We start from the raw sequence: 19,701 nt of genomic DNA, 5'->3' as shown, positions 1-19,701 counted from the left end.
CGCGCATGGTTGAAGCAACGCAGATCGGGCGGAGGCGCCGGAACTTTATGCGCATCAAGTTTTGGCCCCGGCCCGCTAGCCGCCGCACTCGTCGCAACGACGTGCTGGGCCAGACAGCGGGCGGGGCCTTCATCCGCTATTTGCACCGGGCGCGCGTCCGTTCAATTCTCAAATCACGCCGAGTTTTCTGCCGACGCGCGCAAACGCATCGACCGCGCGATCCACTTGTTCCGGCGTATGGGCGGCGCTCATCTGGGTGCGGATGCGCGCGCGGCCCTTCGGCACGACCGGATATGAAAACCCGATCACGTAGACGCCTTCGTCCAGCAGCGCGTCGGCCATGTTCGATGCGAGCTGTGCGTCGCCGAGCATGACCGGAATGATCGGATGGTCGCCGGGTACGAGCGTGAAGCCGAGCGCGCTCATCGCGGAGCGAAAGCGCACGCCGTTGTCGTGTACGCGCTTTCTCAGCGCCGCGCCTTCGTCGCTTGCGAGCAGGTCGAGCACTTTCAGGGATGCCGCCGCGATGCTCGGCGCCAGCGTGTTCGAGAAGAGATAGGGGCGGCTGCGCTGTCGCAGCAGTTCGATGATTTCCTTGTGCGCCGCGACGTACCCGCCCGACGCACCGCCAAGCGCCTTGCCGAGCGTGCCGGTGATGATGTCGACGCGATCCAGTACGCCGCAGTGCTCCGGCGTGCCGCGCCCATTCGCGCCTACGAAGCCGACTGCGTGCGAGTCGTCGACCATCACGAGCGCGCCGTAGCGGTCGGCGAGATCGCAAATGCCGGCGACGTTGGCGATGATGCCGTCCATCGAAAATACGCCGTCTGTCGCGATCAGCTTGAACCGCGCACCGGCCGCGTCGGCTTCCTGAAGCTTCGCTTCGAGGTCGGCGAGGTCGTTGTTCCTGTAGCGCAGGCGTTTCGCCTTCGAGAGCCTCACGCCGTCGATGATGCTGGCGTGATTCAACTCGTCGCTGATGATCGCGTCCTCCTCGCCGAGGAGGGTCTCGAACAGACCGCCGTTCGCGTCGAAGCAACTCGAATAGAGGATCGCGTCGTCTGTTTGCAGAAATCCGGCGAGTGCCTGTTCGAGCGTCTTGTGCACGCTCTGCGTACCGCAGATGAATCGCACCGACGCCATTCCGAAGCCATCTTCGTCGAGGCCCGCCTTCGCTGCATCAATCAGGCGCCGGTCATTCGCGAGCCCCAGATAGTTGTTCGCGCAGAAGTTCAGCACGTCTTTCCCGTTCGCGAGGCGAATGTCCGACGATTGCGGACTCGCAATGACGCGCTCGGTCTTGTAGAAGCCGGCGGCACGAATCTCGTCGATCGTGGCCCGCACATGGGACAGGTAACGCTCTTTCATCGGGATCTCTTGTCGGTTCGTTAGGTATGCGCGGGGCATATGCCCTGTTATAGTCGATCGATGAAATTGGACAGATTCGATATTTCGAACCGTTTTCCAATATACCGAAATACTGTAATGGATTGAGGAATCGATGGCAAGCTCGGGAACGAGAGACAAGGCGGGTGCGCTGGCGCCGCCGCCGGTTGCGGCACCGCCGCGCGTGGGCGAACAGATTCAGCGTCTTCGAAACGAGCGGAGATTGACCCTCGACGATTTGTCACGAGCGGCAGGCGTTTCGAAATCGATGTTGTCGGAAATCGAGCGCGACAAGGCCAATCCCACGATCGCCGTGGCGTGGCGCCTGACGAACGCGCTCGGTATCAGCCTCGATCAGTTGTTCGCCCAGCAGAAGCAGACAGAAACGATCCGCGTAGCCGGCCCCCATGAGATCCCGACACTCAGCGGCGACGACGGCGCGTATCAGTTGCGGGTGTGGGGACCGATTGAACTCGCGGGAAAGTTTGAGTGGTACGAACTGACGCTGCAGCCGGGCGGGGCGCTCGTGTCCAATGCGCATGAACCGGGCACGCGAGAGCATTTGACCGTGCTGCACGGTACGATCGAAATCGACGCGTCGGGTACGAGCAAGAGGTTGAAAGTCGCCGAAACCGCCCGTTACGCCGCAGACGAGCCACATGCGATCAGAAATGTGGGGCGCGCGGAAGCGAAGGCACTTCTTGTCGTGATTCACGTCTGAGGATGCCTGCGCCCGGAACGGGCAACGCCGCCGCCGGGGCGAACTTGATGCGCATAAAGTTTCCGGCCGGCCGGGCGCCTGCACGCGAGAGGGACGCGTCGATGCGCGTCCCTTTGATCAAACTCCCGCTCGAGCCGAGCGTCTTTCCGTCGTAGTTGAACCTCGTAGTTGAACCTCTACGCCGAAGCGGACGACCACGGCCGCGCGACCCCAACTCTTACGGCTTCTTCTTCAGTTCATCCTTCAAATCTTCGCGTGCATCACCGACGCCTTTCTGCACCTTGCCTGCCGCCTGCTGCATGTCGCCCTTGGCTTCCTGGGCCTTGTCGCCGGTCGCCTTGCCGACGACTTCGTTGACCTTGCCTTTCGCCTGCTTCAAAACGCCGTCCGTTTGATCCTTGTTCATTGTCGATCTCCTTGAATTGCATCGGGATTTTGGCGCGCGGCGCATTGCGCCGAAAGGATTCGCGCCTCGCCAGGGAGGTGCCCCTAAGCATGTCTTCACGATGCGCTTCGTTGGCTGGCGCGCATAGCCGTGCATGTCTGATAAGCACGTAGGCGGAATCGCACATACACGCATCGCGAGTAGCGCGACGCTATTTCCATTGCTACAAATACTGTATGTTTGTACAGTATACAAAGACCAGATGGAAGGGGATGAAGATGGACTCGCAAGGCGAAAACCTCAACAAAAAGCAGTTCGCCCGCGCTGTGCGCGACTTGGAAAAAATCACCCGTCAGATCGCCGGGCGCTATATCGAAAAAGGGGTGCCGCTGACCTGGCGCCTGCTGCACGCGATCGAAGCAGAAGCCGTGGCCGACCTAGGCTTCGCCGGACGGCACGAACCCGCATTGCGCCAACTGTTCGCGCGGCCCGACGATTTCAAATATCCGGAGACCGATGACGTCGTCGACGTCGGCTCGTCGAACGCGCTGCCGGCGGTCTTCGCGTTCGCCGTCGACTCCTATGAGCGCGCCGCGCAACACGGGAGACCGAAGCTGGCGCTCGCCGGTGCGCACTGACCGAACATTGCCGTGCGTTGATTCATTAGGCACGCGGCGCGCCGCGAGGGAATCGTTTGCGACGCAAAATGCGCGCGCCTATATCCGCCTCAGTGTGTGCTTGAACTCGCGGGGCAGGCGGAATGCCTCGCGAACTTCGTGGACCCCGGTCGGGTGAGCGGGGTCGTGCCTGCGATTTCCATCCAGCCGCACAGCCGCCGCAGTCGGCGCGCGCGCACGCGGCCGAGAAGGACGCGAATCCGGCTGAAAGTCCCGAATGCGTCGCCGAACTTGACGCCGATGCATCCATGTCCGACTCTATCCCGAGCAACGAACGGTTCATGTACCGACACCGACCCCATGCCGAACACCACCGACATCTTCGATCAGCAACGCGCCGACTGGCAGTCGAATCCGCAAATCGCCTTCGATGCCTGGCTCGCCCAGCAGGAATTCCGGACGTCGTCGGCCGAGGTGTATCGGGCACAGTGGGGACTCTTCCTCGAGTGGCTCAAGGCGAAACGAACGACCCTGCACTCCGTGCAGCGCCCGACGATCGAGGAATTCGTGACGCAGCTGAATATTCGGCGGCCGCAACGCGTGCGCTATCTGCGCCTGATCGAGCGGGTGCTCGATCACGTGCGCGAGATCGAAATGGCATCGACGAATCCGGCCCGCTTCATCGCGCAGGATGGCGACGCAGCCTGGCGCAATGCGCGCGACAACGAGCCCACCGGCTTTCTCGCGCAGAGCGAACGCGCGCTCCTCGTCGCGCATCTTTTTTCGCCGCTCGGCCATCTGTCGAACGGTCAGCGCTGGCGCGAGCGGCGCGACCGAGCGCTCGTCGCGGCCTTTCTCGGCGGCGGCGTCAAGACGGGCGAAGCCGCTGCATTGACCGTTAGTTGCTACGCATGGGGACAGCCCTGGCTGACCGTCGAGGCGTCCAATCCCGCGCTGACGCGGCGCACGCGCCTTTCGCCGTTCGCTGTCGCGCTGCTGGACAACTGGATCAGCGAGAGAAAGACGCTCGGCCTGGCGGGCAGCCTCATGTTCCCCGCCGCCCCGTCGGGCCGGCCGATGCACAAGGCGACCATGCTGCGCGCCATCGACGCGGTCGTCGAAGCGTCGGGAATCGCCGCGTCCCGCACCGCGCGAGCGAGCCCGCAGACGCTGCGCAACACGTTCGCCGCCGAGTCGTTCGAGGCCGGCACGCAGCCCGAGCTCGTCGGTGAATGGCTGGGTTTTCAGCAAATGATCTCGGCGCATCGCCTCTATCGCGCCTGGCAACAGTGGATGGGTGAGGAGATACGGGATCGCGATGTCGCGCTGGCGCGGGAAAGCGACGAGCGGGACCAATCTCAGGCTTAAGCGCGCTCCCGAAAAACCTCACCTTTCCGGCGATAAGGACCAATCAGGCGGGCTTGACCCGGTCCTGCCTGCAAAAGCCCACCAGTGCCGCGAGCCGCGATGCCGTCGTCCCCGACGTGTGTTCGCAGTCGGGACACGACAATTCGTACTCGTCGTCGTGCCGCGACATCTCCGGCTCGCCCGCCTCGCAGACGGGGCAGCGCGCCGGCACTTCGACATGCGCATCGATGTCGGTGCCGAGCACGTCGATTTCGTCTGCCGAAAGGCGCCCCTCGGTCGCCAGCGCGCAAATGATCGCGCCGACTTCCTCGCTCATGCCCGCCCGTGCGCGCAGCGTGTCGCGCTCGTGGGCCAGGGCATCAATCTCGTCGGACTGAGCCCGTACTTGCGCCTCGAAACGGTCCGCTCGCGCCTTCGATGCGCTAAGTTGTTGAATAAACTCGAATTCTTTCTGACTCGCCTCGCGTACGCCGGCCTGGTAGGTCGCCGCCATGCTGCGCAGCGAGTCGAGTTCCACGAGCATCGGCTTCACGCGGCGCTCGGCTTCGGTGACCGCGTCCTTGATCTGGTGGGCGTAGTGCTCCGTGCTGTGGCGCAATTCGTCCTGCAGCGCATCGATCCGCTCGCGCAGAGCCCCGCTCGCGGCCTGTTCGGCTTCGAGCCGTTTGGACAGCGCGTCATTTTCCCTCTCCAGCCTGTGAATCAACGCCTGCAGTCCGCCGTGCGCATTCGTTTCCTGACCGCGCAGCACGGCCAGTTCGGCCTCGAGCGTCGCCACGCGAGCCGTGGCGGTGGCCGCACGTGCTTCGCTGCGCTCGCGCGCTTCGTCGATCGCTGCGTGTCGGACCTCGGCGTCGCGAATCCTCTCTTCGGACGCTTCGACGATCGTCTGTATCTGCTCCTGCTGGACGGCCAGCGCAGCACGAGCGTGATCCTGGGCTTCGGCGAAAAGCTGCCCGAGCAACTCGCCCGCGCGCTCCCGCAGGGCTTCCGGGAGCGCACCGCCTTCGATTCGCACCTTCGAGGCGGCGCGAACATGGGACCAGAATGCATCGATATCCTTGGGGATGTCGCTCGCGCTGCCCGTCTGCGTCAGGTCGCGGACGGTTGCTGTCGACGGACGGATGCCGAAATCGAAGAAAAGCCGGGTGCAGGCGTGGTGCGAGAGCTCTTGACGCCGGGCGCCGTTCGCGCGCAAACGCTCGAGTTCCTGCCGCAGCGCCTCGCGAATCTCGTTGTTCATAGCATGTGATGAGTGGATCAAACCGGAGGGATCATAACGTTTTACGTAGCAAATGGTACAGTTTATCGTCGATGTTCGGAAGTCTGGACTTGACTCAGTCCGATTTGGGCAAAATCAAATCGCATTTCGCACTTGGACGCGATTTCCGTGAAACATGTTCAAGTTTACCCAATAACCTTTTGATTGGATTGCAATATATCGCCGTGGGCCCTTTTTATCATTGTTTCACGCCTGTGTCGGGAATCTTTCTTCCTCGTTGCTCAACTGGCTTTGTTGAGAGTGTTAGAAGTAAACACCCTTGAACCTTAGTTAAAAACGTTAACGCCTTGGGAGATCCTTGCTGGGCGGGCCTATCCGGCCGACCGGGTGAGTCTTTTCGGGAGCCTTGGTGAGTTCGTGCGGGATGTCCCGGTGATGGGCTTCGGGGAACTATGTGAGGAAACACGGGAAGCATCGTGAGTGGGTTCAGGAGGCGTGCAAAAGCAACAGGTGAGGTTTTACGGGACCTTTTGGCCTCCAGACGAAGAGGGCGCGAGGCCTCGGAGGAAAAGTCGCAAACGCGATAGGTGAGACGAATCGGGAGGCCACAAAACGCGCTCGATCGTCATGAGAACAAGTCAAATTTACCGATCGGTGAGTCTATTCAGGCGTCCAGCGGAAGGCTGGGTGAGGCTTTTCGGGAGAAATTGGGTCGTTTGGTACGGATGCGCGGCAGTTGCGCGCCGCAAAGGTGAGGAGATTCGGGACGTGGGACGGCGGCATCGTCCGTCTTTGCTCGATTGAGACGGAAAACTCGCGTTTTGTCGTTGCCAGTGCGGCTTGCGGACGACAGGTGAGGAAATGCAGGAGCCGATTCGGTATCGGAATCGTCGCCGACAGCGGCCAGGATGGCCCCAAAGGTGAGCTTGTTCGGGGGCAGCGTGATTGTCCGTTTATCGGCTAGCGTTGAGAGCGGTGTCAAATATTAATTAAAAACAATGGGTTATCCATCCGCGTCAGGCAGCGGCCAGAGCAAAGGTGAGAACTTGCGGGACCTGAGACTTGTGAACCCGAGGATGGAGCGCCGCCGTCCTCGGGCCCAAAGGTGAGGTGTTACGGGACCAGGGATCGCTAGAATGAGCATTAGCTTGTTCGTCTAAGTGCCCAAAAAAGCATGCGATTTTGGGTGGAAGGGCATAAAGGTGAGGCTTTTCGGGACCTGAATGGCCGGATCGGACGCCATTTCGGCAGGCGATGAGGTTGAGGTGAGCGTTTTCGGGAGGTGCTGCACCGCTCATCGTGCGCGGTCTGCCGTCGAACCGCCAAACAATGCGGGTTCCCGGCAGCTTAAGGTGAAGGTTTTCGGGACTGCCACCGCTCGGATCGAGAAAACTGGCGCTTAAGCGTGTCTCGCGGCTGAGCACGCGCCTTTCGTCGCGACGAAATCGATGAAAATATCGTCGCGACATCGCGCTGTCGTGGTCATGCGACAGGCGTATCGGCCGCAAAAAAATCTTCGGTGAGTATTTTCGGGAATGCCTTTCGCGCGAGGCGCTCGGCGCCCATATCGCTCGGAACCCGTTTACCCGCGCGGCATCTGCCTATGTCCGCTGACGCCCGAACGGTGAGTGGTGAGTATTTTCGGGAGCGCACCGCAGTGAGCTTCGTCGACGGGGCAGGCTTCACCCCAACATGGTGAGGGTGACCCTATAGACGCCCATCACCGCAATGCGTATGCTTTCCCAAAATCTTCCCGACCCGACGCATGGCAACCAAGCGCGCTAAGAAAACCGATGTAGTCAGCCCGAGCTCGGCAGAGCTGCGCAAGGCCGTCGAGGCAATCGCGATTCAGCCGAAGAGCGGGAAGATTACGCTGCTCACGCGCAAGCTCTTCAACGTCCTGCTTGCGGTCGCGCAGCAGGCCGACGAATCCGGCGACACGTACCGTGCGTTACTGTCGGATATCGTCGCGAACTCCGCATTCGATTCCAATGACACCGCGCTCGTCAAGGAGCATCTTCGGCGGATGGTGTCGGTGCAGGTCGAGTGGAGCACGGGCACGTCCAGTCAGAAGCCGGGGCGCAAATGGGGCATTTCCACGCTGATAGCGGATGCCGAAATCCTCGAGGACCCGGCCACGCGCCGCGTATGGGTCGAGTTTTCGTTTGCCCCGAAGATCAAGAAAAAGCTGCTCGATCCGGTCCAGTATGCGCGCCTGAGCCTGCAATTCCAGAGTCAGCTTCGCAGCAGCGCGGGCCTTGCGTTGTACGAAATCTGCGTCCGATATCTCACCAATCCGAGCCATCTGACGATGCGTGAGACGTGGGAATGGTGGAGGCCCATTCTCTCAGGCACGCCTGACACAGAAGCCGGAGACGAAGCGAAGCGAGAGTACAAGTATTTCAAGCGGGACTACCTGCGTCCGGCGATTGCCGAGGTCAACGCGGTGACGAACATTTTTGTCGAGCTGATCGAACATCGGGAAGGTCGACGCGTGGCTGAAATCCAGTTCCGTGTGACCGAGCGCAAGCAGCCGATGCTTGCGCTCGACGAGCACCCGAACGTTTTCGACAGTACGCTCGTCGACCGGATGGTGAAAATAGGCATACCGTTGAAGGACGCGCAGACGCTGTATGCGGACAGCGAAGAGAATCGCATCCGCGCCGCGCTTCAGATGACGGAGCAACGGATGCGCAGCACATCCCTGCCGCCGGTGCGCAGTGCCGCGGCGCTTTTCAAGGATGCGCTGAAAAAGGGATATGCGCCGCCCGTCGAAGCTCTGCCGGCAACGGCGGCGCCGTCGCGTAACAACGGCGCTCCCGCGGACGACCTGAAAGCCCGGTTGCTGAGCGAGTTTTCAGCCTATCGTCGCAAGGAGGCACGTGCCCTCTACGACGAGCAAGGTGAGAAGGAACGGGATCTGGCGCGCCAGACATTCGAGGAGGATGTGTTGCCGGAGCTCGGCACGCACATGCGCGAGGACTGGCGCAAGCGCGGTCTCGAATCGAAATTGGTGGAAACGTCCTTCTTCGATTGGCTCGCAAGAAAGACGTGGGGCGAGCCCACCGACGGCGATTTGCTTGCCTTCACCCTCAATCAGTCGCGCGCAGCCTGAGCGGCGCGCGGCCCTTGAGTTCCTACCGCTTCGCGGCGCCTGACTGCAGCATGCCCTCGATCTGACGAAGTAATTCGTCACGCTTTTCTTTCGACAGCCCCCGCAGCCGCAATTCGAGGCGATCGTCCCCGTAGGATTTCAGGTCGCCGACTGCGATGCCATCAAGCTTGATTTCGAGCCTTTGCGCATAGCGCTGACGTCCGGCAGGCTTCGGCGTTTCCTGGGCGCTCGCCCTGCCTTTGACGATGTCTGCGACCTGGCGCGTACTGAGATCGTCCGAGACGATCTTGTTGATCAGCCGCAACGTGGCATCGGTGCCGCGCGCCGTGTGATAACGCGTGACCTGATACGCCATGTTCGAGCCGAATCGATCCGGACGCGCCACCATCTCGTGCATCACACTTTCGGGGAGCTTCGCAATCGACAACGCGACCGCTATCGTCGACTCGTCGAGGCCGAGATGATCCGCGAGTTCGCGCTGACTCTGAAAGTGCGCTTCATCCAGAAATCGCTTCCATACGACCGCATTGTCGAACACGGTTTGCGAATCTCGCTGGACATTGAGGTCATAGCCCAGCTTGTAGCTTTCGATCCCGACCGGCAGATCGATCACGATCGCTTTGACCGTCTCCTTGTTTGCTTCCTTCAGTGCGCGTACACGGCGCCCGCCGTCACTGACGAAGAACGTACCGGGATTGTCGTAATCGGGAATGACGTGGATTGCCTGCTGCTGCCCCTGCTTCGCCAGATTGACGGCGAGTTCCGCTATCGATGTCTTCAAATAGAAATGGCGGGGATTGAACGGACTGGGCTTGATGGCCTTGAGCGGCAGTTCAATGGACTGCCCTGGCACGTAGCGATTCGCCCTGCGCCATGTTTTGTAGTTGTCGGATTCCGGGCCTTCCTGCACCGCAGGCTGGTCTTCTATCAGGGCGCTCGATCGGCCGTTGACGTGAGGTTGGCCAGCATGCTCGCTGCTGACGATGCCATCGATTGCATTTAGCCGATCGAGTGCGGTTCTCTTTTCGCTGCTTGTCGTATCCGGACGGGCCTTGAAGCCCTTGGCGAACTGGGACGGTTTCATTGAGGGTCCTTTATGCGCATAAAGTCAGGGAAGCATGGCGAGAATTTCATCTGCGCATGAGCGAATCTCGATCGCCGCGAGGCGCGAGCCGCGGTCTGTCATCTGAAGCACGGTCTGTCCGAGAGCCATTGCCTGCTTGTAGCATTCGCGCGTCGGAATTTGCGTCTTCAAAAGTGGAAAGCCCAACTCTTCGAGGGCCGCTTTCAATTCGCGCGTCAGCATCCTCTTTTCTTCGGTCTTGTTGAGCAAAAACACGGCACGCAGGTCTTCGTTCATGACCTGCGCCTGTTGAACCAGTTTGACCAGGCCGACGCTCGACCAATAGTCTGCCGGCGATGACGAGGTCGGAATGACGGCTACGGTTGCCGCCAGAAGGACAACGCCGGAGACCTTCTCCGTGATGGAGGGCGGGCAGTCCACGACGATGATGTCGTAGTCGTTGACGAACTTCTTGATCTCGCGATGGATCTGCCCACCTGCCTCCGAGAGATTGACGACGGGAAAAGGAATACCGCCGCTTCCGTCCGAGGCCGCGCTTGCCCAGTGAATCAATGTGTTCTGGCCGTCTGCATCTACGACGAGCACGCGCTTTCTCTTTTCATGGAAAGCGGCGCCAAGATGCATTGCTATCGTGCTCTTCCCGACACCGCCCTTCTGTTGCGTGATCGCAATGATTTCCGCTGCCACGTTCTTAACTCCCTGTGTTTTACGCTGACGAATTTTACATCGATGAATAAAAATTTCCATCGAATTAAAGTCAAGATGAATCGAATTAACCGTTTGGCCGAGGTTTATGCGCATAAAGACACGCAACGCATCAACTTGGGTCTATGACGAGGCGCAGCGGGCTTTCGGTTGCTGAGCCGTGCGCATACGCGGCGCATCCGCAGTGCTGCCGCCATGTGGACGCTGCATGTGAAAATGGGCCGATATCGCGGATCGGCGAGCGGCTTTATGCGCATAAAGTTGGTGACCGGCAAATGGACCCGAGACCCGCTGAGATGCCGAGGTCGGCGGCTGCGTCAATTCAGGGCGTTTTCGCCTGGTCCAAGAGGTGTGCAATCCGCACCTGAGATCACCGTTTTCCGAAGGTTTGTAGTATCCCGCCTAACCCGAAGGCGCGGCTCGGGACCCAAATACCGCGAAATGTTGAACAGCTGCCGCGCAGCGCGTTGATGACGAAAAGTCCCTTCACCGCAGCGTATTCACCCGTATGGCATGAGCGTCGACGCATTTCTTCTGCCAGCGTTTATCCGCGCAAATCCTCGCTATCGTGGTCGAAACTCGTTACTTGGGTCCAATCGCAAAGCGCGGCCACCCTCGCCGATTCATCGCTTGTCTCACTGATCGCGCGTGTATCAAAAGTCTTCTCCGATCCGGTTCCGGCCGATGCGCGAGCACGATCCGATTCGTCCGTGCTGCAACGGTCTTTCCACCGCGCCTCTCGAGCCAACCTTCGTTTTGATCAATCAATCATCGCGTGATGGGTGCCGCGTGTTACAGGCCGCGTGCGATTTCCGGCCGTCCTGAACGCCAACGCAACGCCAAGCATCCCCGTTCGAGCTTGCCAAGCAAGTGCAGATCAACAGTGCATCAGGCGTTTCGGCGAAATAAAGACACGGGACAGACCGCGTCATGCAACGACTCTCCTTCTGAAACTCCCTCCTCGCGGCAGTCCTCCTAAGAACCCGCTTGATTAACCAAGACAAACCGCTCCTTACGCTTAAAACATTCAGATTTGTCTCAGGGTAATCCCGGATCAAGACCCTTACTATTCTTCTCAACGCAGTCGGACACGAACATCGCCTTCAACCAATTTGCCGATGAACGAGATCGCACTACTGCGTTGCGGCTCTGAATGAACGGAAAACGAGTGCCGCGCTACCCACCTTGCCATCCACTCCTCTGGGACACCAAATGAAATCCATTCTTTCCACTCTGTCGACTGTCGCGGCTATCGGCACCGTCGCACTGGCTTCGACCGGCGCGCAAGCTGCCGATGGAACCATCAGCTTCACGGGCACGGTGTCGGACACGACCTGCTCGATCGACGCGAAGGCGACCGGCGCTGCCGACAAGGCCGTCACGCTGCCGACGGTGTCGACGCGCACGCTGGGTGCGAACGGCGCGGTTGCCGGCACTTCGGCCGCAACTGATCTGGTGTTCGCCTTGACTGGCTGCTCGGCTGGCGCAACGAAGGCTGTCGCGCGCTTCGAAAACGGTCCGACGATCGACCAGACCACCGGATATCTCAAGAACCAGGCCGCGGGCGGCGCAACGAATGTTCAGGTTCGTTTGCTCAACGCTTCGATGCAGCCGATCAACGTCGTGACCGGCGCGAACAACGACATCGCCAACAACGGCGCAGCAATCGTCAGCAGCGCTGCAAACCTTAAGTACTTCGCCGAGTACTTTGCGACGGGTGTAGCGACCGCAGGTCCGCTGAGCACGTCGGTTCAATACACGATGCAGTATCAGTAAGCCGTATCGACAGGCATCCGCGGGCGCGGATGCCTGTCTTTTACCCAAATTTAGAGACAGGTTTCAAGGAGATAGATGATGAAGTCGCTTACTCGAGTTGCATGTGGTCTGGGCATGGTGGCGGCGCTGGTCGCAGGCAGTGCCGGTGCAAGCGTTACGGTGGGTGGCACGCGCGTCGTTTATCCCCTTGAAAGCCGTGAGGTAACCGTCAAGCTCGAGAACGACCGTGCAGATCCGTCGCTCGTGCAGGTGTGGATGGACAGGGGCAATGCCGACGCAAAGCCCGACGAAGCAAACGCACCCTTCGTCCTTACGCCGCCGATTTTTCGGATGGACGGCCGTAAGTCGCAGACGCTGCGCATGATGTACACCGGCGAAGCGTTGCCGCAGGATCGCGAATCCGTGTTCTGGCTGAACGTGCTCGACGTGCCTCCGAAGGCGAAGCAGGCACCGGATGTGAACACGCTGCAGTTTGCGTTTCGCACGCGCATCAAAGTCTTCGCCCGTCCGAAGGGATTGCCCGGCACGCCCGAGGACGCCGCGGCGAACGTGACGTGGAAAGTCGTGCCGGCAGTTGATGGCAAAGGTTATGCGGTGAGCGCGACCAATCCGTCGGTTTATCACGTGTCGTTCAGCGAAATCGACGTCGTCGACGGCGGCAAGACCTTCAAGAACGAAATTGGCGGGATGGTCGAACCGAAAGGTACGACCGTCTTCCCGATCAAGGACCTCAACGCGATGCCTGCCGGCGCCCGGTTGAAATACATCGCGATCAGCGACTACGGCGGCGCCATGCCGCACGAAGTCCCGCTCGGCAACTAGCCCGGGCGCCGGCGCCGCCCGCATAGGGACGGCGCATCTCCAAAGCAGGACGCGCATGTCGTCCGGACCGCTCGATGCGGCCCGGCGGGACCACTCGCGCCTGATCGCGACCCAATCGATACCGCCCCGGATCATGAAAACCTCAGCCATCTCCCTATCCAAACAGAACGACTTCGTGCTCCGTCTCAAGCCGCTCGCGGCGATCGCACTGGCGATGATGGCCAGCGCCGCGGCTCCGGGGGCGTCTGCACAAGGTTCCGTGCCCAGCACGGCCCAGTCGGGCAGGGGACAGGAGATCGAATTCGACAATACCTTCCTGCTCCAGCAGGGCGGGCAGGCGGTCGACGTGAGCCGCTTCACTCGCGGCAACCAGGTGTCGCCGGGCAACTATGTGGTCGAGATTGTGATCAACGGCTCGCGTTTCGCGCGCGAAAGCGTCCGCTTTGCAGCGAACGACGGCAACGCCGCCGCTCGCCCGTGCATCAGCCGCGCCCTGTTGCTGCGCGCGGGCGTCGATCTCGGGAAGGCCGACGCAGCCGCAGGACGCAGCGCGACTGCGGCTGCGCCGGAAGCCGAATCGTGCGGCGACATCGGCAGCGTCGTGCCGGGGGCGAGCGTCGACTTCGATTTCACCGAGCAACGCCTTGACCTGAGCGTGCCGCAGGCGTACATGCGCAATTCGGCGCGCGGTTATGTGTCGCCGGATCAATGGGATCAGGGCGTCAACGCCGGCTTTCTCAGCTACAACGCGAACACGTTCCGCACGGGCGGCTCAGGTATCGATTCGACGCAAACCTATCTCGGGCTCAACGCCGGTGTGAACGTCGGTGCGTGGCATTTTCGGCATCAGTCGTCGGTGACGTCCGCGACCAGGCAATCCACCCAGTTCGACAACATCGCGACCTACGTGCAGCGCGATGTCGACAAGCTGCGCGCCCAGCTCACCCTCGGCGACGCGTACACGACCGGGGAAGTATTCGACAGCGTGTCGTTCCGCGGCGCGCAGATCGCGACCGACGACCGCATGCTGCCCGAATCGCTGCGCGGCTACGCGCCGGTCGTACGCGGCACGGCCGATTCGAATGCGCACGTGACGATTCGCCAGAACGGTCAGGTGCTGCTCGAAACCAATGTCTCGCCGGGTCCTTTCGAAATCAATGATCTCTATTCGACCGGCTACGGCGGTGATCTCGTCGTCACGGTCACGGAAGCCGACGGACGCACGAAGACCTTCACGGTGCCGTTCGCATCGGTCGCGCAGCTGTTGCGGCCGGGCGTCACGCGTTTCAGCGCGACGGCGGGGCAGTTGCGCAACGACGCGCTCGAAGACAAGCCGGTGTTCGGCCAGTTCACGATGCAGCGCGGCCTGAGCAACGCGATCACCGCCTACGGCGGCGTGATCGGCGCGAGCGGCTACGGCGCGCTGAACGTCGGTGCCGCGCTGAACACGAAGATCGGCGCGTTCTCGATGGACGTGACCGGCTCGCAAACGGACGTGCCGAACCAGCAATCGATGCGCGGCACGAGCTTGCGCATCGGCTATAGCAAGTTTTTCACGCCGACCGACACGAACGTGGCCGTCGCCGCCTACCGCTTTTCGACGTCCGGCTATCTCAATCTGAACGACGCCGCGTCGGTGCGCGACATAGCGAACCGCGGCGGCGATATCGATTCGATTCTGCGCCAGCGCAATCGCGTGCAGGTCACGGTCAATCAGCGGCTGGGTGCGCAGGGGACGGTGTTCCTGACCGGTTCTTCGCAGAATTACTGGAATCGCGGCGGCAGTGACACGCTGTATCAGGCCGGCTACACGAACGGCTTCAAGTACGGCACGTACAGCGTGACGGCCGGCCGGTCACGGGCGATGGACGGCCGTCTGTCGAACGAATATTTCCTCAGCACGACGCTGCCGCTCGGCAAGGCAGCGCATGCGCCGATGCTGACGACGAACGTTTCGCACAACTCCAACGGCGGCACGAACACGCAGGCGAACGTCAGCGGTTCGCTCGGCGAGTTCAACCAGTTTTCGTACAACGGCTATGGCACCTACAACGCGGGCGGGTCGAACAACACCGGCACGGCGGGAGTAAGTGGCACGTATCGCGCGCCTTACGCCTCGATCAATGCGTCGGCGAGCGGCGGCAGCGGTACGCATCAAATGTCGGCCGGCGTGGCCGGATCGATCGTCGCGCATCCGGGCGGCGTGACGTTCTCGCAGACCGTCGGCGATACGTTCGCGGTGGTTCAGGCGCCGGCGGCGAAGGGCGCCAACGTAGCGAACGCGCCGGGCACGAAGGTGGATTCCCGTGGCTACGCGGTGGTTCCGTTTCTGTCGCCGTACAGCATGAACGTCGTGGATATCGACCCGAAGGGCACGTCGACGGACGTCGAGTTCAAGTCGACATCCGCGCAGGTCGCGCCGCGTGCGGGATCGGTCGTGATGTTGAAGTACGAGACGGTCAGCGGGCGCGCAGCGCTTGTTCGTGCGCCGAAGCTGGGTGGCGGTGCGTTGCCGTTCGGGGCGAGCGTGGAAGACGAGCAGGGCCGCTCGATTGGCGTGGTCGGACAGGACAGCCGGATCTTCGCGCGCGGGCTGGAGGACAGCGGCGTGCTGAGCGTCAAATGGGGCGACGGTCCGACCGAGCTGTGCCGGATCAAATACACGCTGCCGGCAAAGAGCGAGAAGGCGATGGGGTATCTGTCGGTCGAGTCGCAGTGTGTGGCGGGCGCGTTGCTGGAGGCGAAGACCGGGACTGACGCGAGCGCGCTCGCAGCCACCAAAACCAACTGATTCTGATGGAGGCAGGGAATGAACAAGCCTGATCGATTGAATGTCGCACGCTTGCTGGTGCAGGCATTGGTGGTGTTTTCGGTGTTTTTTGGCTGGTCTTGCGCAGCGCGCGCGGACTGCCCGGTCACGGGCGGGATGCCGATCTTCGCTTACGGCTCGGTTGCCGTCCCGGTGAATCTCTCGGTCGGGGAGGTCATTCCCGGCACGATAAAGTCGTTCAGGCTGAGCGGCCAATGCGTGTCGGCGGCGTTATTCAACAAGGATATTGTCGCTTGCCCGACGAAGGCAGCGGTCGCGGGTTTGTCCGGCGTATATGCCACGGGGGTGACGGGGATAGGTATGCGGGTGCGCAACAATGCGGGCGTCGCGCTTGACGATACGGGCGGGTGCCAGACCCAAGCGTCGCTGGGCAAGACTGACGCAACGGGCAAATTCGACCTCGCGGGAACATTCGAACTGGTAAAGACTGGCCCCGTGACCAATGCGACGTTAGGCTCCGCCGCGTCGTACAAAACCGGTGTATTGAACACGGGATATGTTTTGAACAACGACGCCGGTTACATGTACGTCGCCGACGGCACGGCCGTGAAAGCAGTCACATGCTCAGTAACGGCCGCGACCGCCAATCAAACGGTCTCGATGCGCACGGCCAATAGCTCGACGCTTGCTGCAACCGGTGCCGTATCCGGCAAGACTCCGTTTTCGATCGCCCTGACGTGCCAATCCGGCGTCAAGGTCAACGTGACGTTCAGCAGCGCGGCCGGGGCATCGGGTGTCGACTCGGTGGTGAAGTCGACGGGAACGGCAACGGGCATCGGCATTCAATTGCTCGACGCCTCGGATGCCCCCATCGTGCTCGATCAGGCGCATAAGGTCGTCGAGAACACTTCAGGCAACACGACCATTCCATTTTCCGCGCAGTACTACCGGCTGAGCGGTGGCACGGCGACGGGCACGGTACAGGCGGCCGCCACGTACACGATGAGCTATCAGTAACGCTGTCCGTGGCCCACGTCCCGGCTATCTGCTTTCCTTCCTCGATGGCGATTGCGACTCCCCTCGCGTCGCCAGTCTACTCAGCGTTCGCACCCCTTGCTCGCGCCAACGCAACAGGCTCCGACGCAACCCCCGCCCGAAATCGCCTATCCTACGCAGACCGATTCGCCAGTCATCCGATGCTCGGAGCGATCATGACCGTCCGCAACCTCGATGTCCTCTTTCGCCCGAAGTCGATCGCCGTCGTGGGCGCGTCGTCGCGCCCGCGCAGCATCGGCGCGATGGTGTGGTCGCAGTTGCTGAAGAGCGGGTTCGGCGGGCCGCTGTGGCCGGTGAACCCGAAGCACGAAATACTGGACGACCGTCCCGTTTTCTTCGGCGTCCGTGACCTGCCGGAAGCGCCGAGCGTCGCCGTGCTGTGCACGCCGCCGCCGACATGGCCGGAAATCGTCGAGCGGCTGGGCGAGCGCGGCACGAAGGCGGTGGTGATCGTCGGCCAGGCGGGCGAGCGCCACGGCGAGGCCGCTACGCGCTGGCGTATCCTCGATCGCGACGACTGGACCGCGCGCACGCTCGCGGCGGCGCGGCCGCATCTGCTGCGCGTCGTGGGGCCGGGCAGTCTCGGCGTGATGACGCCGTCGCTCGGGGCGTGCCTCGGCGCGCCGTCGTGCGGGATCAAGGCGGGCGGCGTCGCGTGGGTCTCGGGGTCGAACGCGCTGACGAATGGTGTCCTCGGCTGGGCGGGCGCGCGCGGGCTCGGCTTTTCGCGGGTGGTCGCGCTGGGCGACGAAGCCGACGTCGACACCGGCGACATCCTCGATTTCCTCGCAAGCGACCCGTCCACCCGCGCCATCCTGCTCGCCGTCGAATCGGTGCGGGCGTCGCGCAAGTTCATGTCGGCGGCGCGTGCCGCGGCGCGCAACAAGCCGGTACTCGCGCTGCGAACCGGCCATGACGACCCCTTCGACGCTCTCTACAGCGCCGCCTTTCGCCGCGCGGGCCTGGTGCGCGTCGATTCGCTCGACGACCTGCTCGACGAAATCGAGACGCTCGGTGTCGGGCGCGTGGCGGCGAGCGACGTCGCGACCGTCATCACGAGCGATCGCGGCGTGGCGGCGCTCGCCGCGGATGCGTTCTGCTCGGCCGGCGACGGCCTCGCGCAGTGGCCGGCCGCGGCGCGCGACGCGCTCGCCGCCGCCTTGCCGCGTGCACAGGCGGGCAATCCGCTGCTCCTCGGCGACGACGCGTCGCCCGCCGACTTCGGCGTCGCGCTCGAGGCGCTCGCGCCGCATCGCGAGACCGGCACGGCGTTCGTCGTGCACGCGCCCACGCACAGCGCGCCCGTCGCGGAGGTCGCGCGCGCGCTGATCGCGCAGCAGCGCCACGCGTACCGCGGCTTGCTGGCGTGCTTCTTCGGCTGCGCCGATGCCGCGACGCGCGACGAACTGCACGGCCACGGCATCCCCGTGCACACCACGCCCCAGCGGCTCGCGCGCGGCTTCGCCCGTCTCGTCGACTACCGGCAGGCCCGCGAACTATTGATGCAGACGCCGGATGGCCTGCCCGCCGTGATCCCCGACGAAATCGACGCCGCGCAATGCGACGTGCGCGCCGCGCTGAAAAGCGGCATCGCGGAACTCGAGGGCGAGCGCGCGGCGCGCGTGCTGGCGCGTTTCAACATCGTCGTGAAGCCGGGGCCGCCGGGGCCGCGAAGCCACGACGCGGTGGAAATCCAGGTGCGGCTGCTCAATCACCGCGTGTTCGGCCCGGTGTTCGAATTCAGGGCGGAAGGGGCGCTCGGCCTGCCGGACGCGCTGCACGAATTCGCGCTGCCGCCGCTCAATCCGGTGCTCTCACGGGATCTGCTGACGCGCTCGCCGCGCGCCCGCGAACTGCCCACGGACACGCTGCTCGCGGCGCTCACGGCGCTGTCGCGGCTCGTCTGCGATGTCGAGCAGATCGTCGCGCTACGTCTCACGATGCGCGTGACGCGCGACGCCGTGGTCGTCCACGAGCCGCATCTGACGCTCGGCGCGCACCGCAAGCCGCTCGCGATCGTACCGTATCCGCGCTGTCTCGAAGAGACGCTCGACTGGCGCGGCATGCGGCTGACCGTGCGGCCGATTCGCCCGGAAGACGAGGCCGCGCACAGCGCGTTCGTCGCCGCGAATACGGCGGAGGATTTGCGCCTGCGCTTTTTCGGCGCGGTGCGCAGCTTCGACCACTCGCAACTCGCTCGCATGACGCAGATCGACTACGACCGCGAAATGGCGCTGATCGCATGCCGGACGGATTCGAGCGGCGTGACGGAGACGCTCGGCGTCGTGCGCGCGATCGCCGATCCGGACAACGAGACCGCGGAATTCGCGGTCGCCGCGCGCTCGGACATGAAGGGGCGCGGGCTCGGGTCGCTCCTGCTGTCGCGGATCATCGACTACTGCCGCGACCGTGGCACCCGCTGGCTCGTCGGCGAGGCGCTGCGCGAGAACACCGGGATGATCGAGCTCGCGCGGCGCGTCGGGTTCGAGGTATCGCTGACGGAGGATCCGGGCGTCGTCGGATTCCGGATGCGGCTTTGCGAAACGAAACCGGGCGTCGTTTCCGAACCGGCGCCGTAAACGACGAATCGCTGCGCAGAGGCAGCGATTCAGGGAAGGCGGGCATCGCGACCGCCCGGCGGCGTGCGCTCGATTCAGGAAAACGATCGCGTCTG

14 protein-coding genes are annotated in these 19,701 nt (G+C 62.6%); 9 read left to right on the top strand and 5 right to left on the bottom strand.

All coding sequences use genetic code 11. From position 1 onward, the window contains the following. Nucleotides 1-168: 168 nt before the first annotated feature. Nucleotides 169-1,368 (bottom strand): glycine C-acetyltransferase, encoded by a 1,200-nt coding sequence (locus tag BG61_RS11910; protein ID WP_035929313.1) that lies wholly within the window; start codon nt 1,366-1,368, stop codon nt 169-171. 133 nt (nt 1,369-1,501) lie between these two features. On the opposite strand from BG61_RS11910, the gene BG61_RS11905 reads away from it, so the two are divergent. Next, a complete protein-coding gene (locus tag BG61_RS11905; protein ID WP_035929311.1) occupies nt 1,502-2,107 on the top strand; it encodes a helix-turn-helix domain-containing protein in 606 nt (201 codons plus the stop codon). A gap of 217 nt (nt 2,108-2,324) precedes the next feature. Here the strand turns inward: BG61_RS11905 and BG61_RS11900 are convergent, their stop codons facing one another. Further along, nucleotides 2,325-2,513 (bottom strand): CsbD family protein, encoded by a 189-nt coding sequence (locus tag BG61_RS11900; protein WP_035929310.1) that lies wholly within the window; start codon nt 2,511-2,513, stop codon nt 2,325-2,327. Nucleotides 2,514-2,770: 257 nt separating this feature from the next. On the opposite strand from BG61_RS11900, the gene BG61_RS11895 reads away from it, so the two are divergent. Together BG61_RS11895 and BG61_RS11890 are read left to right on the top strand one after the other, a co-directional pair. Continuing rightward, on the top strand, nt 2,771-3,130 hold the full coding sequence (locus BG61_RS11895) for a DUF2471 family protein (protein ID WP_035929381.1): 360 nt from the start codon (nt 2,771-2,773) through the stop codon (nt 3,128-3,130). Nucleotides 3,131-3,469: 339 nt separating this feature from the next. Continuing rightward, a complete protein-coding gene (locus BG61_RS11890) occupies nt 3,470-4,477 on the top strand; it encodes a tyrosine-type recombinase/integrase (RefSeq protein ID WP_035929307.1) in 1,008 nt (335 codons plus the stop codon). A gap of 43 nt (nt 4,478-4,520) precedes the next feature. Here BG61_RS11890 and BG61_RS11885 read toward each other — a convergent pair whose 3' ends face one another. Beyond that, nucleotides 4,521-5,720 (bottom strand): DNA-binding protein, encoded by a 1,200-nt coding sequence (locus tag BG61_RS11885; RefSeq protein WP_035929305.1) that lies wholly within the window; start codon nt 5,718-5,720, stop codon nt 4,521-4,523. Nucleotides 5,721-7,464: 1,744 nt separating this feature from the next. On the opposite strand from BG61_RS11885, the gene BG61_RS11880 reads away from it, so the two are divergent. Further along, the gene (locus tag BG61_RS11880) at nt 7,465-8,814 is read left to right on the top strand and encodes a replication initiation protein (RefSeq protein ID WP_035929302.1); all 1,350 of its coding nucleotides are present in this window, start codon (nt 7,465-7,467) and stop codon (nt 8,812-8,814) included. A 22-nt stretch (nt 8,815-8,836) separates the two neighbouring features. Here BG61_RS11880 and BG61_RS11875 read toward each other — a convergent pair whose 3' ends face one another. Both BG61_RS11875 and parA read right to left on the bottom strand, forming a co-directional pair. Continuing rightward, a complete protein-coding gene (locus BG61_RS11875; protein WP_035929299.1) occupies nt 8,837-9,898 on the bottom strand; it encodes a ParB/RepB/Spo0J family partition protein in 1,062 nt (353 codons plus the stop codon). 24 nt (nt 9,899-9,922) lie between these two features. Further along, nucleotides 9,923-10,585: a ParA family partition ATPase gene (parA, locus tag BG61_RS11870; protein ID WP_035929296.1), complete on the bottom strand. Its 663-nt coding sequence runs from the start codon at nt 10,583-10,585 to the stop codon at nt 9,923-9,925. 1,230 nt (nt 10,586-11,815) lie between these two features. On the opposite strand from parA, the gene BG61_RS11865 reads away from it, so the two are divergent. The 5 genes from BG61_RS11865 (at nt 11,816) to BG61_RS11845 (ending at nt 19,606) form a co-directional block, all read left to right on the top strand. Then, nucleotides 11,816-12,379: a fimbrial protein gene (locus BG61_RS11865; protein WP_035929293.1), complete on the top strand. Its 564-nt coding sequence runs from the start codon at nt 11,816-11,818 to the stop codon at nt 12,377-12,379. 75 nt (nt 12,380-12,454) lie between these two features. Continuing rightward, entirely contained in the window at nt 12,455-13,201 is a 747-nt protein-coding gene (locus tag BG61_RS11860) for a fimbrial biogenesis chaperone (RefSeq protein ID WP_306434161.1), read from the top strand. Between the two features lie 133 nt (nt 13,202-13,334). After that, nucleotides 13,335-15,992 carry a fimbria/pilus outer membrane usher protein gene (locus BG61_RS11855; protein ID WP_051672437.1) on the top strand — a complete coding sequence of 886 codons (2,658 nt, stop codon included), beginning with the start codon at nt 13,335-13,337 and terminating at the stop codon, nt 15,990-15,992. Between the two features lie 18 nt (nt 15,993-16,010). Further along, on the top strand, nt 16,011-16,988 hold the full coding sequence (locus BG61_RS11850; RefSeq protein WP_035929290.1) for a fimbrial protein: 978 nt from the start codon (nt 16,011-16,013) through the stop codon (nt 16,986-16,988). Between the two features lie 194 nt (nt 16,989-17,182). Further along, nucleotides 17,183-19,606 carry a bifunctional acetate--CoA ligase family protein/GNAT family N-acetyltransferase gene (locus tag BG61_RS11845; RefSeq protein ID WP_035929373.1) on the top strand — a complete coding sequence of 808 codons (2,424 nt, stop codon included), beginning with the start codon at nt 17,183-17,185 and terminating at the stop codon, nt 19,604-19,606. Nucleotides 19,607-19,701: the final 95 nt, after the last annotated feature.

The sequence above is a fragment of the Caballeronia glathei genome, assembly GCF_000698595.1.
Lineage (GTDB): Bacteria > Pseudomonadota > Gammaproteobacteria > Burkholderiales > Burkholderiaceae > Caballeronia > Caballeronia glathei.
Note: the sequence above shows the minus strand (reverse complement) of the source record. Positions and strands in the feature narration are given on the sequence as shown.